The 17,539-nt window shown below is 34.6% G+C and carries 9 protein-coding genes; all 9 read left to right on the top strand.

Annotation, left to right across the window (positions count from 1 at the left end; genetic code table 11):
• The first annotated feature begins 241 nt into the window (after positions 1 to 241).
• A complete protein-coding gene (locus ACFJGY_RS14175) occupies positions 242 to 8,395 on the top strand; it encodes a T9SS type A sorting domain-containing protein (RefSeq protein ID WP_379965017.1) in 8,154 nt (2,717 codons plus the stop codon).
• Between the two features lie 108 nt (positions 8,396 to 8,503).
• Positions 8,504 to 8,860, top strand: a complete 357-nt coding sequence (locus tag ACFJGY_RS14170) for a hypothetical protein (RefSeq protein WP_379965015.1) — start codon at positions 8,504 to 8,506, stop codon at positions 8,858 to 8,860.
• Positions 8,861 to 8,907: 47 nt separating this feature from the next.
• The gene (locus tag ACFJGY_RS14165; protein ID WP_379970195.1) at positions 8,908 to 9,510 is read left to right on the top strand and encodes a sugar transferase; all 603 of its coding nucleotides are present in this window, start codon (positions 8,908 to 8,910) and stop codon (positions 9,508 to 9,510) included.
• Positions 9,511 to 9,513: 3 nt separating this feature from the next.
• On the top strand, positions 9,514 to 10,482 hold the full coding sequence (locus ACFJGY_RS14160; protein WP_379965013.1) for an ATP-grasp domain-containing protein: 969 nt from the start codon (positions 9,514 to 9,516) through the stop codon (positions 10,480 to 10,482).
• Positions 10,475 to 11,113 carry an HAD family hydrolase gene (locus ACFJGY_RS14155; protein WP_379965011.1) on the top strand — a complete coding sequence of 213 codons (639 nt, stop codon included), beginning with the start codon at positions 10,475 to 10,477 and terminating at the stop codon, positions 11,111 to 11,113. The genes ACFJGY_RS14160 and ACFJGY_RS14155 overlap by 8 nt, the downstream gene beginning before the upstream one ends.
• A gap of 151 nt (positions 11,114 to 11,264) precedes the next feature.
• Positions 11,265 to 12,398 (top strand): DegT/DnrJ/EryC1/StrS family aminotransferase, encoded by a 1,134-nt coding sequence (locus tag ACFJGY_RS14150; RefSeq protein ID WP_379965009.1) that lies wholly within the window; start codon positions 11,265 to 11,267, stop codon positions 12,396 to 12,398.
• 16 nt (positions 12,399 to 12,414) lie between these two features.
• Positions 12,415 to 14,346, top strand: a complete 1,932-nt coding sequence (locus ACFJGY_RS14145; RefSeq protein WP_379965007.1) for a polysaccharide biosynthesis protein — start codon at positions 12,415 to 12,417, stop codon at positions 14,344 to 14,346.
• A gap of 49 nt (positions 14,347 to 14,395) precedes the next feature.
• The gene (locus tag ACFJGY_RS14140; protein ID WP_379965005.1) at positions 14,396 to 15,178 is read left to right on the top strand and encodes a polysaccharide biosynthesis/export family protein; all 783 of its coding nucleotides are present in this window, start codon (positions 14,396 to 14,398) and stop codon (positions 15,176 to 15,178) included.
• A 24-nt stretch (positions 15,179 to 15,202) separates the two neighbouring features.
• Positions 15,203 to 17,539, top strand: coding sequence for a GumC family protein (locus ACFJGY_RS14135; protein WP_379965004.1), 2,337 nt, complete (start codon positions 15,203 to 15,205; stop codon positions 17,537 to 17,539).

Raw genomic sequence — 17,539 nt, 5'->3', positions numbered from 1 at the left:
TTTTAGATTGGATTAACGTTTATTTTATCTCTTTTTATTTTAAATGACAATGCAAAGTAACTGTTATATGATTAGTTATTAATTAAACAGTAGTTTGATATTACTATGCAATAATGAGTATATGGTATAATTTTTTTTAAATAATTAAAAATTTTATTAAAATAATACAAAAAAAATTATAATTTTGCAAGCTCTTTATAGTTCCATTTGGAATATAAAAGTTTGTTTAAACACTTAAGATATGATTAAAAATTTATTGTTTTCTGGCAAAAAAGCTGCGAGCCTGTGTTCAAATTGGAAATCTTTTGGTTTCATTCTTATTGCTTTTCTTTTCTCAACAAAAACTGTAGCGCAGGTAAGTGTTACTGCTACTGGTGGAACCCTTTCCAGTAGTTATACCACTCTTGGTGCTGCATTTACAGCAATCAATGCGGGTACGCATACGGGAGTTATTAATATTGCAATTAGTTCAAATACAACCGAGACTGCTGCAATGGTTTTAAACAGCACCGGCGCCGGTAGTGCTAGCTACACCTCTGTGAAAATAAATCCTATTGCTGATAATGTTACGGTTTCAGGTCCAACAGTTACCGGTAGAGGATTAATAGAGCTTAACGGTGCTGATAATGTCACGATTGATGGGGATAATCCAAATACATCCGGAACAAACCGAAACTTAACCATCACTAATACTGCTGCCGCAACAGTGACTTATGCTATGGCAATCCGTATAGCAGTAGATGCAACAACTGCCACGACTGCCAATTCCAATACTATAAAGAATTGTATAATTAACGGTAATGCAACAGGACGAAACGCTTCTGCTAATACTAGTACAACGGCATCTGAAAATTTATCTTATGGTATATATGCAGGAAATAGAAATGTTACTACTGCAGCAACTAATGCACCTGCAGCAATTGCATCTACCACTACAGTTGTAGGAACAGGAGCAACCTATACTAATTTAACGATTGATAATAATCAAATTAATGCTTGTGCACGAGCAATAATGATTCAAGGCTCAGCTGCGACCGTTGCAACAGGATTATTGATATCTAATAATATCATCGGCGCAAGCACTATTGGTTCTGCAACTAATGTTTATTCTTATGGTATTGGTGTGCAGGGGAGTAGTAATGGTATAGTAAGAAATAATAATATACAAAATATAGAATCCTACTTAGGTTCGAGTTTAAGAGGTATTTCTATAGGTGATATTTCTACTGTTGCAGGTGACCAATTCACAATAGAGAAAAATATAATATCAAATATAATATCAAGAAGTACCGGTGCCTGGGCTTCCTATGGTATTAATGTACTTGGAGGAACAGGAAACGTTATTCAGAATAATTTTATTTACGGTTTAAACAGTGTTTTTGATAATAGCAATTATGGGCAGACATATGGTATTAGAGGTATAAGAATAGCGTCAGGAACAGGACATAAAATTTATCATAATTCCGTAAACCTATCTGGGGCAATACTTACTTCATCAAATCCAGATGTTGCAGCTTGTTTTACGGTTACTGCAAGTACATCTACAGGTTTGGATGTTAGAAATAATATCTTTAACAATACAATGACGGGTGCTACAGCTTCTACAATTACTTGTATGCAATTGCCATCAGCACTAACTTCTACATTTGCACTCACTTTAAATAATAATGCTTACTACTCGGCAGGAACTGTTTTAAGTACTACAAATACATCTAATTTAGTGAATACATATACAGTTGCAGGTTTTAATGCTTCTACAACTACACCTGCAACTACTAATCAAAGGGCTTATACGACCACAATAGGCAGTGCGACCAATGATAATGCATCATACGCATCATCCAATGCTGCCCCATTTACAAACGCAACCAATTTGCATCTTAATTCTTCCTCTTCTGAGATCAGTAATGTAGAAAGTAAAGGGGCTAATGTAAGTGTAGCCACAGATATTGATGGCGATGCCAGAGGTACAACTCCGGACATAGGAGCAGATGAAATAACAATTGTTACAGGTGCTAACGATGCCGGGATTTCTGCAATTACAACATCAAGTATCACTTGTCCGGGGACGCAGAACGTTACAGTAACACTTAAAAATTATGGTACTGCAGCATTAACTTCTGCAACCATCAACTGGTCTGTAAACGGAGTTGCTCAGACACCATACAGCTGGACAGGAAGTTTAGCAAGCGGTGCAACTGCAAATGTAGTTGTTGGAACGTATAATTTTCTGGGTTCTGTAAGCTACACAATTGTAGCTTCCACAGCATCACCTAATGCTTCAACAGATGCCAATACGGCTAACGATAGTACCACAAGTGCTGCTTTTCAAACCAGTCTTTCCGGAACCTACACTGTAGGAACGGGTGGTAATTTTACAAATCTTACTGCGGCTGCTACGTATATTAATAATAATAATATCTGTGGTCCTACAGTACTTAGTCTTACCAGTGCTTATTCTTCTTCCGGAGAAACTTTCCCGATTGCCATTAATGCAATTTCCGGATTAAGTGCTACTAATACATTGACAATAAAACCGGCTACAGGTGCAACTCCAACAATTTCTGGAAGCAGTACTTCTTCTATCATAAAATTGAACGGAGCAGATTATGTGACTATAGACGGTAGCAATGCTGCCGGAGGTACAACAAAAGATCTGACGATTACAAATACAAGTACCACCTCATCAACAGCAGCAATATGGCTTTCAAGTTTAGGTGCGGCAGCTGGTTCTACAAATAATACTGTTAAAAATACCAATATTTCCACGGGAACTTTATCGAATCTTACTTATGGTATTACATTAGGTGGAGCAACGTTAGGAATTGCAGGAGCAGATAATGACAGCAATACAATTCAGAATAATGCAATTACTGTTGCTAGTAACGGTATAGACGCCATAGGCACATCAAGCAACGTAAATGATAATCTTGTAATATCAGGTAATACAGTTAGTTATACAAGTGGATCATTGGCAAGTATTGGTATTCGTGTTGGTTATGGATTGAATGGATCAATCGCAGGAAATACGATTAGTGCATCATCTTCAATAGCCGGTACACCAGTTGGTATTTCTATTGAAACAGGATTTACTTCTTCAAGTATTACTAAAAATAAAATTAACGGTATTACGACAAGTGCAACAACAGGATATGCCGGTAGAGGGATCACAATAGGTACAGGTACTGCATCAAGTAATCTTACTGTGGCAAATAATATGATATACGGTGTCAATGGTAGTAACTTTAGCTCTTTTGGTAATTCCTCATCTATAGGAATAGGTATTGGAATGATTGGCGGAGGTGCTACATTGACTGTAACAACAGGTGGTGTCAACTTGTTTTATAATTCCATAAATATGTATGGAAGTTACACGCGTCCAAATGTTTGTGTAACTACCGCTTTGTATATAGGATCGGGAGCAAGTGCTTTAGATATTAGAAATAATGTTTTGGTAAATTCAATGAATAATACCGATACTTCTGCTGGAGCATCAAAAAACTATGCGGTCTATTCAGCTGCTGCAAATACTGCTTTTACAAATATCAATTACAATGATTATTATGTAAGCGGAACACAAGGTGTTTTAGGGTTTTTGAGTAGCGATGCAACAACAATTGCTGCCTGGAGAACTGCAACTGGAAAAGATGTTAATTCAATCAGTACCGATCCAGTATTTATCAGTAATACTAATCTGCATCTTAATTCAGGAACGCCTTCTGCCGTAGAATCTGCTGGTACAGCAGTATCGATTACAGATGACATAGACGGCGATACAAGAGGAACAAGTCCGGATATGGGAGCAGACGAAATTACGGTTGTTGTCGGACCAAATGATGCAGGGATTTCTGCAATACCAACTACAGGAATTACTTGCCCTGGAACACAAAACATAATTGTAACTCTAAAAAATTATGGTACTGCAGCATTAACTTCTACAACAATTAACTGGTCTGTGAACGGTGTTTCTCAAACTGCATATAGCTGGACAGGAAGTTTGGCAAGTGGCGCAACTGTGGATGTTGTATTAGGTACTTATAATTTCTTGGGGGGCGTCAATTATACAATAATTGCAACGACTTCTTTGCCTAATGGAGCTACGGATTCAAATACTGCTAATGATAGCAAAACAAGTGCGGTTTTCCAAACAAGTCTTTCCGGCACATATACTGTTGGAGCAGGTGGAAACTTTACGACACTTACCGCTGCGGTCTCTGCTGCAAACGCAAAAGGGCTTTGTGGTCCAACTGTGTTTAGTTTAACAGATGCTTTATATACAACCAGTGAGACATTCCCGATTACAATTAATTCACTGGCAGGAGCTAGTGCCACCAATACCTTAACAATAAAACCAGCGACAAGTGCTACACCAATCATCAGAGACAATAACTCGACAGGAATCATTGTCTTGGATGGTGCGAATTATGTCATTATAGATGGTAGTAATATATCTGGTGGTAGCACAAAAAACCTTACAATTAGAAATAATAATGCGGTTACCGGTGTTGGTATAGGCTTTAAAAATGGTGCTTCTAATAATGTTGTTAAATATAATAACATTTTGACAGCACAAGCTTCTACTACAACATATACCGGTTCGGTTACTTTTTCTACTTCAACTGCTGCTGCAGGAAATAATAACAATACGATCCAGGAAAATAAGTTTGGGCCATCCAATAGTCTGCCTACAATTGCAGTTTACAATTTAGGATCTAGTACTGCAAAGCAAAATACCGGCAATATGATTACAAAAAATGATATTTCAGATTTTGCTTATGCAGGAATTTATGATACAGGATTTTCTTCAGGATTTATTTATGATGGTAATTTGATTTATGGTACACAAACACAGACATCCTCAACAATGCTTGTGGGTATGTTGTTTGATAATGCCACTATTTACAGTCCTACAATTAAAAATAATAAAATCTATGATCTTAAAACGACCAACACAAGTACAACCACTGGTTATCTAAAGGGGATTGATCTTTATGATATTGCAGCTTCAACCTGTCTGATTTACAATAATATGATCAATCTGTACGGTAATGGAGCAGGAGCTCCAGGTATCAGAATTTCTGGGATAGAGGACGAAAGTACAGTAGGAACGGTTAATATTTATTACAACTCAGTTAATATCACTGGTTCAGCTTCATCTGCAAGTGGTTCGTTTGGATTTTTGAAAAATTATTCAGATACAACCGTATTGAAAAATAATATATTTTCTAATATAAGAATATCATCAGGGACTGGTGCGCAATATTCTATCGTTTGGGATTCTTCTCAAGGAGGTGCATTAACTTCAGATTATAATGATTTTTATAGTTCAGGTAATGCTAATAATATTTTAGCCGCTACTACTGCTAACATAACAACTTTAGCTGACTGGAAATCTACAACAGGGAAAGATGCGAACTCGCTAAATGTTATGCCGTCATTTGTATCTACAACCGATTTACATATCACTGCAGGCTGTACATCATTGGAGTCTGCCGGTACACCAATATCAGGTATCACAACAGATTTTGATGGAGCAACCAGATCCGCAACTACACCGGATATCGGAGCAGATGAGTTTACAGGAAACATTCCTCCAAAAGTTACATCAGTAACTAACGGAGAGAACTGTGGAACCGGATCAGTTTTATTAACTGCCAATTCAACAGACCCATCAGTAACTGGATATAATTGGTATACTGTAGCTACAGGAGGCACTGCCGTAAACGGAGCAACCCCTACAACTACTAACTGGTCTACACCAAGTTTGTCTACAACTACGAATTATTATGTAGCAGCTTACAATGGAACTTGTGAATCTGATACCAGAATTTTAGTAACCGCAACTATAAAACCTACACCTACGGATATTGTGGTTTCACCTACGATATTACCATCAAGTTCTGCGGCTGCGTGTGACATCGATTATGTAAAATTAGAAGCCACTGGCGGAATGATTGCTTCTTCAAATGTCAATGTTCTTAATATGACATTCGAAAATGGTCTTACAGATTCTGTATCAGGGACTTGGACTACAGCAAATAATTCTACTTCGGGAACACCATCTAATTCGGCTTGGACAATTAGAAATAATGCTTATGTATATAGTAGCGTTACATTTAATTCCAATGACGCTAGTAAATTTATTATGTCAAACAGTGATAGTCAAGGAGTTGGTGGAATAACAAATACTGAATTAACATCTCCTGTTTTTTCATTAAAAAATTATACCTCTGCTACCTTAACTTTTTATCATTATTACAGATTTAATAATACAGAAAGTACGAAAGTACAGATTTCTACGGATGGTGGCGCAAACTGGGCAACTACTGATTTGGCGACTTATACATCAACTCAAGGAACTTCTACAGCTTTCAGCCTGGTTACTTTAAATTTATCATCATATCTAAATCAGGAAAACCTCAAAATAAGATTTTTATATAATGCTACTTATGATTACTATTGGGCTATTGACAATATAAAAATCTCAGGAGATAAAAGTGAACAGAAAGTCGTTTGGTCTCCGGTGACTGGATTATATACAGATTCCACACTCACGACTCCATATAATGGTACAGATTATGTGTCCACTGTATATGCCGCACCGACTACAGCAACAACCTATACTGCGAAAGCAACTTTAGGAACTTGTGATAAAACCGTGTCAACAGCATCTATTGTAAGACTTAAAAAAGAATTTGTTGGTCCCGGTACAGACTGGAATACAGCATCAAACTGGTTCCCTGCACAAGTTCCTGATAGTGACAAATGTGCCTCTATACCAGCAACAAAAACTGTAGTGATCAATGTGAATAATGCTGAAACAAAATCACTAACTATTGCAAGCACAGGCAAAACGACCATCGCAGCAAACAGTTCACTGAAGGTTATGGAAGCTATCAACATTACAAATAATGCCGCCAATGATAATCTGACATTAGAAAGTGACGCCTCTCTCTTACAGGTGAACGGTAGTGCCGTGAATACTGGTAAAATATATGCGAAAAGAGATGTGAAAATGAGACAGCTTGATTATACATACTGGAGCTCACCGGTGAAAGATCAGGTATTATTAAACACGGTGAATGTAAACGCAGCTAACAGTTCTGGAGGTTTCTCAGAAGGAACACCAAATAATAGAACCTATTATTACAATGAAACTAATGACAAATTCTATCCGACAACAGATGCTAAATTTGTAAATGGAAAAGGATACGCTATCCGTGGAAAATCAACTTATGGCTCAACACCAACTTCTGATACTAATTTGAAATTTGTAGGTGAGCCAAATAACGGAAGCTATAGTATTAATGTTCAGAAATCTCCAAATAGTCCTGCAACTGTAGAACACGGATATAATATGATTGGTAATCCTTATCCTTCTAATATGGATTTTGTGAAATTCTTCTACTTAGGAAATAACAGTAATGTAATTAATGCAAAAGCTTGGTTCTGGACCAATGTAACGCCTACTCTTAATCAGGATGGATCTGCTTATGCCGGAAATAATTATGCAACTATAACTCTCACCGGTGGTACGCCTCCAACTTATAGTGATACAACTGTGACTCCTTCACCAGGTTCAGGAGCTTATATCCCGACTAAGAATATCAAAGTAGGACAAGGTTTTATTGTTCAGGCAAAAAATATAGGAACGGCGCAGACTTTAACTTTCGATAACACAATCAGAACAAACGAAAGCGGTTTATTCTTCAATAACAAAAACAACAGTTCGGATGTTAATCGTTATTGGGTGAAGCTTACTTCTCCTTCAAAAATTGTAAATACAATCCTTATTGGATACATAGATGGTGCGACCAATCAATATGACGCAAATTATGATGCGGATCTATTATCCATTGGTGATGATTCTTTCTATTCTAAATTGAATACGCAAAAACTACAGATCCAGGCGAGAGTGAATCCACTGAATATTGAAGATATAATACCATTAGGAACTAAATATTCTTCTGCAGGAAGCTATAAAATAAGTCTTGGAAACAAAGAAGGTATATTTGAATCAGAAAACAAAATCTATTTGTTAGATAAGCTTAATAATACTTATACCGATCTTACGGCTCAGGATTATATTTTTACTGCTAACAAAGGAACAGACGAAACGCGTTTTGAAATCGTTTATAAGAACAAAGAAGTACTTTCAGCAAATGATGTGAAAAAATCAGACTTCTTGGTTTACAAAGATGGCGGGTATTTTGTTATTACTTCATCACGTAATCTTGGTGATATAGAATTATACGACGCAAGTGGTAAACTTGTAGGTGCTAAATCTTCTTCTCAAAAAGAATTCCGTTGGGATGTTAATGCACTTCCTTCTGGAGTTTACATTATTAGAGCAGAAAATTCTGGTAATATCAGAACTAAAAAAATCATTAAGTAATGACAATCAAAAAAGTATCATTAATTATATTTAATATTAAGATCATAAAATTTTATTAAATTTTTATATCTTTACAACTTGAAAATTATGTTTAGTTTTAAGCTACCAATGAGAAAGTATTTAATCTTAATATATGTAACATTCAGTGTTATGTCATTTGCTCAGTTTACTGATGGTAATGTGTTTGATCAAGAACAAACAACAACTACTAATCAGCAACCACAGACGGGAAGCCCAAATGAAGCTCCAGAAGCCCAGACTGCTGCGGATACAAACATGTATGTGCCTGCGGAAGACAGCCAGACTTCTTCTTCACTGGTAGGTAATGGTCCTGGAGAACATGAAGAGGGACCTGGTAACCCAGGGGAACCTGTTCCCATTAATGATTATATTCCATTATTGATTCTTGGTGGATTGGCTTTGATGTTTTATTATCACAGAAAAAGTACAAAGATTAATAGTTAAAATATTCTAAATCCGAAATTAATAAATTTCGGATTTCTTTTGTTATGATGTATAGAAATATTCTGAAGCCTTCATTTGATTTTTTATTAGCACTGGCTTTACTTCTTGTCCTTTCTCCGGTTATTATCTTATTAATTATCCTGCTTTATTTCTTTAATCAAAAGAATGTTTTCTTTTTTCAGGAAAGGCCCGGTAAAAATGAAAAAGTTTTTAAGATTATAAAATTCAAAACAATGACGGATCAAAGGGATGCATCCGGGCAGCTTCTGCCTGATGAATTCCGTCTTACCAAAATGGGAAAATTCGTAAGGAAAACATCTTTGGATGAACTCCCTCAACTTATCAATGTATTGAAAGGCAACATGAGTTTTATCGGTCCAAGACCACTTTTGGTAGGCTATCTTCCTTTATACAACGAAGAGCAGAAAAAAAGACATCTTATAAAACCCGGTATCACGGGCTGGGCTCAGGTGAATGGCAGAAATGCACTCGGCTGGCAGGAAAAGTTTGTATTTGATGTGTTTTATGTTGAAAATCAAAGTTTTGTGCTGGATATGAAAATATTACTTTTAACTATAAAAAAAGTGATTAAAAGTGAAGGAATAAACAGTGCAGGACAAGCAACCACAGAAAGTTTTAAAGGGAATTGATATATGAAGACAAATATACTTATTACATCTGCAGGACAAAGGGTTTCATTGGTTAAAGCCTTTAAAACCGAACTCAAAAAAAAGTTTCCGGATTCAAAAGTAATTACTGTAGATCTATGTCCGGAACTGTCACCGGCTTGTCGGATTTCTGATTTATATTACAAAATATGCAGAGTAAGCAATGAAAATTATATTTCTGAATTATTAGAAATTTGTAGAAAGGAAAATATTGGAATGATCATTCCAACGATAGACACAGAATTAAGAATTTTATCAGAAAATAAATCAATTTTTGATATAGAAAATATTCAACTGATTGTTTCCGGGAACGGATTTATAAAGCATTGCAGAGACAAAAGAGAGCTGAATGATTTTTTCAAAACATACGATATGAGGTTTCCTCAGCCTGTCGATAAACATCGTCCGACTTTTCCTCTTTTTATAAAACCGTATGACGGCAGCCTTAGCAAAGATATTTATATAATTAAAGATGCTACACAACTGACAGACTTCCATATCAATCATCCGAAATTTATGTTTATGGAATATGTGGATCCTGATTTTTACAAGGAATATACAATCGATTGTTATTACAATAAAAATAACACACTTTCCTGCGCTGTTCCAAGACAAAGGATATCTGTAAGAAGTGGCGAGATTCATAAGGGAATTACAGCAAAAAATCACATTATAGATTATCTGAAAGAAAAAGTCAATATGATTCCAGGTGCAATTGGCTGTATTACTTTTCAATTGTTTTATAATAAGGAGAATGATGATATTATTGCGATTGAGATTAATCCGAGATTTGGAGGCGGTTATCCATTATCCTACGAAGCCGGAGCTAATTATCCAAAAATGCTGATTGAAGAATATTTTGAAAATCAAGTGATTGATTACAGAGATGATTGGGAGGATAAATTGCTAATGTTAAGATATGATGCAGAAGTTTTGGTAAGAAATTATGAATAAAAAGTATATTGTTTTTGATCTGGACGACACGCTCTACTATGAATTTGATTTTCTAAAATCTGCCTACAAAGAGATCGCCGGATATCTTTCTAAAGACAATTCTGATGAACTGCATCAACAGATGCTGGATCTGTATGCCAAAAAAGCAGATGTTTTTGGGATTTTGTCTTCAGAATATAGTTGTTCTAAAGAGTTGCTTCTCAAAATGTATAGAGAACATTTTCCGGATATCAATTTAAGAGAAGGAGTTACAGAGATATTAGAAACTTTGAAAAATGACAATATCAGAATGGGACTTCTTACAGATGGCAGATCTCTTACACAGAGAAATAAAATCCAGGCTTTAGGCATAGAAAAATATTTTGATAAAATAATTATATCAGAAGAATTCGGTTCAGAAAAACCGGATGAAAAAAATTACACTGTTTTTTTAGAATCGGGATTTGATTATTTTTACGTAGCGGATAATCCGAAAAAAGACTTTGTTACTCCTAATGCTTTGGGCTGGCAGACGATTATGATAGAAGATGATGAGAAAAAAAGAATTCATGCAATACCTGGTAATTTAGATCAAAAATGGATAGCAGAAAAAATATTAAGATGGAATTATTTTTATAATTTAATTAAGTAACTTTGCAAAATGATATAATATAACTAATCAATCATAAATTTTTAACCCAAAAAAATAAAATTGATTATAATATTGACGAAACTATAATTAGATGTTAATTATTGATAATTTTATTGAAATAATTGATATTTATTAAATAATAATAAGAACAATGGAGTCTAAAATTTGGCTGTCATCACCTCACATGGGAGGTGGGGAAATGAAATATATTCAAGAAGCGTTTGATCATAATTGGGTTGCACCATTAGGCAAGAATGTAGATGAATTTGAAATAGCCATAGAAGATTTTCTTAAGGAGAATAAATATGCAGCAGCTCTCAGCTCAGGAACTGCAGCTCTGCATTTAGCTTTGATACAGCTGGGAGTAGGGTATGGTGACGAAGTAATTTGCCAGTCTTTTACATTTTCTGCATCTGCAAATCCAATAAAATATCTTGGTGCAATACCAGTATTTGTGGATTCTGACAAAACCAACTGGAATATGTCTCCAGAGTTTCTGGAGATCGCAATTCAGGATCGCATCAAAAATCATAAAAAACCAAAAGCTATTATTGTAGTCCACCTTTATGGGATGCCTGCAATGATGGATGAGATCCTGGAAATATGTAACAAGTATGACATTCCATTGGTGGAGGACAGTGCAGAATCATTAGGCTCCAGCTACAAAGGACAAAAATGCGGAACATTCGGAGAGTTTGCTTTGCTGTCTTTTAATGGTAACAAAATAATTACAACTTCCGGAGGAGGTGCTCTTGTATCTAGTAAAAAAGAACAGAAAGCTAAAACCATTTTTCTGTCTACCCAGGCCAGAGATCAGGCGCCACATTACCAGCATTCCGAAGTTGGATATAATTACAGACTGAGTAACATCTGTGCCGGAATCGGAAGAGGACAAATGGAAGTTTTGCAGGAAAGAGTTGACCAAAGAAGAGCCAACCACGATTTTTATAAAGAATTATTTTCCGATATAGAAGCTGTTGATGTCTTCTCAGAAGCCAGTTCAGATTTTTATTCCAATCATTGGCTTACCAGTATTACAATTAATAGGAATATTAGTGCAAGAACAAATCATGATCTGATGAGTGCTTTTGCAGAGAAAAATATAGAAACACGTCCATTGTGGAAACCAATGCACCTTCAGCCTGTTTTCAAAGATTGTCCGTACTACGGAGAAGATGTCGCTGAAGAATTATTTAACCAAGGTCTTTGCCTGCCGTCCGGTTCCAATCTTACAAATGATGATAAAAAAAGAATCTATGAAGTTATAAATAATTTTCAATTTTAAATAGCCACCGAGAAAAATGGAGAAGGTTAAAAATCCTAAGCGATTTTCACTAAATGATAATGTAATGGATCTTGCGGATCTTAAATTCCTACCAAGATGGGTCATTTTATTTATTGATATATTAATAATAATCACCTCACTTTTTGCATCGCACCTGCTGATAGTTGGGCTGGATGTAGAACATTATAAGATCTTTCCACTACCTTACGTTTTTATGTTTATAATGGCCGTAAATGTTTTGTATATGTATGTATTCAAAACCTATCTGGGCGTTATAAGACACTCTACATTTGTAGATCTTTTCAAGATTTTTTTAGCGAATCTATGTGGTGTTTTAACCATCATTATAATTAATTACACTTATTACCTTGCTTCTCACGACAAGGTTGTTCTGATTCCTTTTTTGGGATTGTACTTTGCTATCTCATGTTTATTTCTTTTTGTATTCCGGCTTTGTGTAAAAGGTTTTTTTAATATTATCAAAGAGAACAAAAGGAGCTCCACCAGAAGAAAAATTTATATTCTTGGAGATGATGATACGTCTGTATCAATAGCACAGGTCATTCTGTCTAATCGTAACCTACCATTTGATATCCATGGTTTTATATCTTATCATGATAAAAAAGTAAGCATAAAACTTCTTGACAAACAGATTATTACAAAAACAAACTTTATTAATAATCTAAAAAATGGTAACAAAGAAGTAAGCGGTGTTTTGGTTATTAAGGAAGCATTACAAAAAGAAGAATTAGATTTTTGGGTTAATGTTTTACTGGAAAATAACCTTAAAATATACAAAGCCCCAAATATGCAAAAATTAAGGGGCAATGAGATGATTAATCATATCAATACGATCCAGATAGAAGATCTTCTCAACAGAAGACAAATAAAACTGGATAATATGGAAGTGAAAAAAAGACATTTTCAAAAAACCGTTTTAGTTACTGGTGGTGCGGGTTCTATAGGTCGGGAGATCGTGAGACAAGTGGCGCTTCTGGAGCCTTTGCAAATTGTAATCCTGGATCAGTCTGAGACACCTCTTTATGACACGGAACTTGAAATGAAGGAAACGTATCCTCACATCAATTTCAAATTTATCCTTGCAGATATATCTAATTTTAGCCGTCTGGAGCCGTTGTTTAATAAGTACAATTTCTCAATGGTTTATCATGCAGCGGCTTATAAGCACGTGCCGATTGTAGAAGATAATCCTCACGAAGCAGTATTAGTAAACGTAATGGGAACCAAAAACCTGGCTTTGCTTGCGAGCAGATATAAGGTGAACCGTTTTGTGATGGTTTCTACCGATAAGGCAGTGAATCCTACAAATGTAATGGGTGCATCCAAAAGGGTTGCAGAATTATTTGTTCAGTCATTACAGAATCTGGAAGGAAACACCACCAAGTTTATTACCACACGTTTCGGGAATGTTCTGGGCTCCAATGGATCCGTAATTCCACATTTTAGAAAACAAATAGAAAAGGGAGGTCCGGTTACCATTACACACCCCGATATCGTACGTTATTTCATGACAATTGCAGAAGCCTGTGAATTGGTTTTAAATGCAGGAACGATGGGGAAAGGCGGCGAGATCTATGTTTTTGATATGGGTGAACCTGTGAAAATTATTGATCTGGCAAAAAGGATGATAAAATTGTCCGGCTTCGAACCGGATATTGATATCAAAATTATCTATACAGGATTAAGACCGGGAGAAAAGTTATACGAAGAACTTCTAAGTGACAATGCACGTACTTTACCCACTTCTCATGAGAAGATTATGATCTCCAAAGATCCTTCTATGCACTTTGAAGAAATAGACGAATTGACAGAACTGGTAATCGAATTTTCTAAAAAAGAAGAAAAGCAGGAAATCGTAAGAATATTAAAATCTATCGTAAAAGAATTTAAAAGCAATAATTCTATATATGAATCGTTAGATAAATAAGTTTGTTTTATATTTGCAAACTTCTAATAAAAATTATCTTTTAAATCTTATGAAGAAATATTTACTATCTGTTTGTCTCCCTATATTACTTATTGTGTTGTCTTGCAAACCAAAACAAGGTATGGATTATATGAAAAATATAGAAGATGTAGCTATTAAAACTTCTAACAGGACATATACTTCTACCATACAACCATCGGATCAATTGGTCATCACTGTTTTAGCAAAGGATAATGAAGTGGCAAAACCATTTAACCAGAATTACTACTCTACCGATATGTCACAGTATGCAGGAATGCCCAGCCGTAGCTCATCTGTTGAGCCCAACTATATAGTAGATTCAAAAGGGAATATTGATTTTCCAATACTCGGAACCTTAAATACTACGGATAAAACAATAGACCAATTTAAAGATGATCTTAAGGAACGGCTGAGCAAATATATCAAAAATCCGGGTGTTAATATTAAGACTGTTAACTATAAGGTAACTGTTTTAGGTGAGGTGAACAGAACCGGAACTTTTGCAATTGCAGATGGGCAGCCAACAACAATACTCAATGTTTTAGGTTTAGCAGGAGATCTTACTATATATGGACAGCGTAAAAATGTCTTGGTAGTTCGAAACGTAGACGGAATTACTACAAAACGATATATTGATTTGACAGATGCAGAATTTATGAATTCTCCTTATTATTATGTAAAACAGAATGATGTTATTTATGTTTCTGCTAATAATGCCAGAAAGAGTTCATCATCTTATGGTCCTCAAACAGGGATTTGGATTTCTGTAGCATCGGTTCTTCTTGGCGTTTTAGCACTCCTGTTTAGATAAATTCATTTTTGTTTTTTACATATAATGGACAACCCAATCAATAATTCTTCAGAATTTGATATTAATATGCTTGTTAAACCATACCTGCTTAAATGGCATTGGTTTATTGTTAGCATTTTAGTATTTATATTGCTTGGTTTTGTTTATGTAAAAGTTTCTGTCCCTGTTTATAGTATAAAAAGTTCTGTTCTTATCAAGGATGCTAAAAAATCTTTATCTGCTATGGGAGGAGTGGAAAGTATGGGGATTTTAGAAGGACTTTCTGGATTTGGCGGGATGAGTACTAATAGTATTGAGAATGAAGTAGAAATATTTAAAACTAAAAAACTCGTCAGGGATGTTGTCGAGATCAATTCACTACAGACCTCTATATATTCTTTGGAAGGTATTAAAAAGAAAGAACTCTTTGGTGATACAGCTCCAATAATTATTTATGTTATTAATGAGAAGAAGAACAAAAAATACCCCAAAAAAAGTTTTTTTTTAAATTTTGAAAACGATAAAGTCACTTTAGAATCTGAGGAATTTGATTTTAAGGAAGATATTGAATTTGGGAGATCAATAAGTCTTCCTTTTTCAAATATTATAATTACAAAAAACAAAAATTTTGATAGAGACAAAGCAGAAAAAATTGGAAGTAAATTAGAAATAAATTTTTCTCCATTAGAGTCTGCTGCATCTGGTATTCAAAAAATGATACAGGTAGATCTTGCAGATAAAGATGCTACTGTTATTAATCTATCAATTGATTATCCCCAAATAGATAAAGCAAAAACTATAATAAATGGTTTAATTTCTGCTTATAATAAAGATGCAATTGTTGATAAAAATTCCGAATCAAAAAAAACAAAAGAGTTTATTGACGAAAGAATCAGAATAATCTCTAAAGAATTGGGAGATGTAGAATCAGAAAAAGAAAAATTCAAAACAGATAATAATCTTACAGATCTTATGACAGAAGCAAAACTCAGTCTTGCGAGTTCTGCTGAAGCAAAAAAAAGACAAATAGAACTTGATGCTCAATTAGAATTGAATAATAATCTGATCTCTTACCTTAATAAACAGGATAGCTATCAATTACTACCCGTAAACATAGGATTGAATAACAGTGAATCCAATACCAGCATCATTACATACAATAAAATGGTATTGGACAGAAATAAATTACTGGAAAACGCAACACCACAAAATCCTCTTGTAATAGATCTTACCCAACAGATCAATTCTATGAAAAGATCGGTTTCAGAATCTCTGGAAAAAAGTAAGACAGCACTGCAATTTGCGCTTAATCAATATCTAAAAGAACAAAGTAATATAGGATCAAAAATTGAAAAGATCCCGTTGCAGGAAAAACTTTTTAGAAGTATAGAAAGACAACAGCAAATAAAAGAAAGTTTGTATCTTTTATTACTTCAGAAACGTGAAGAGACTGCTATATCGTTGGCTGTAATTGCACCAAAAGCAAGGATTGTAGAACCAGCATATGTTTCAGATAAACCAGTATCTCCAAAAAAGATGATAATATTTTTGACAAGTATTATTTTTGGCTTTTTGATTCCATTTGGATATATTTATATCAAGGAACTTATTAATACTAAAATTATTAATAAGGATGACCTTAGAAAAGTAACAACTATTCCTATTATTGGAGAAGTGCCCACTATTAAAAAAGGCGTCAGTCATACGATAAAACATAATGATTTTTCTCTTTTGGCAGAATCATTCCGCATATTGGTGACTAATTTAAGCTTTATGTTAGACAGCACTCAAAAATCAAAAATAATTTTTGTGACATCATCAATCAAAGGAGAAGGCAAAACCTTTATATCAATGAATATGGCGCTATCGCTCACCAATTCTAACCGGGGAAAAGTTATAATTATAGGAGCAGATATCAGAAATCCACAATTGCAGAGATATAACGAAGGAAAAAATACCGATAAGGGATTGACAGAGTTTCTATATGATAAAAGTATCACTATGGATGATGTTATTTTCAAAAATCCAGTCAATGATTTATGTGATATTATATATTCAGGAAAAATACCACCAAATCCTACAGAGTTATTGACAAATGGCAGGCTTGAAAATCTATTAGAAGAACTTAAAGAAAAGTATCAGTATATCATTGTGGACACTGCTCCGTTGTTATTGGTTACAGATACATTGACGATAACTAAATATGCAGATCTTAACTTATATGTTACCAGATCCAATTATACAGAAAAGTCTTTTCTGGAATTTGTAAATGAAACTTCGGAGACTAAAAAAATGAGCAATATTGCAATTGTGCTTAATGATATCAAAAAGGACAATTTTAGCTACGGTAACAAATATGGCTACGGTTATAATAATAAATAA

The organism is Epilithonimonas sp. UC225_85 (assembly GCF_042695135.1).
Lineage (GTDB): Bacteria > Bacteroidota > Bacteroidia > Flavobacteriales > Weeksellaceae > Epilithonimonas.
The sequence above is the reverse complement of the archived record's forward strand: the minus strand, read 5'-3'. Positions and strand labels throughout refer to the sequence as shown.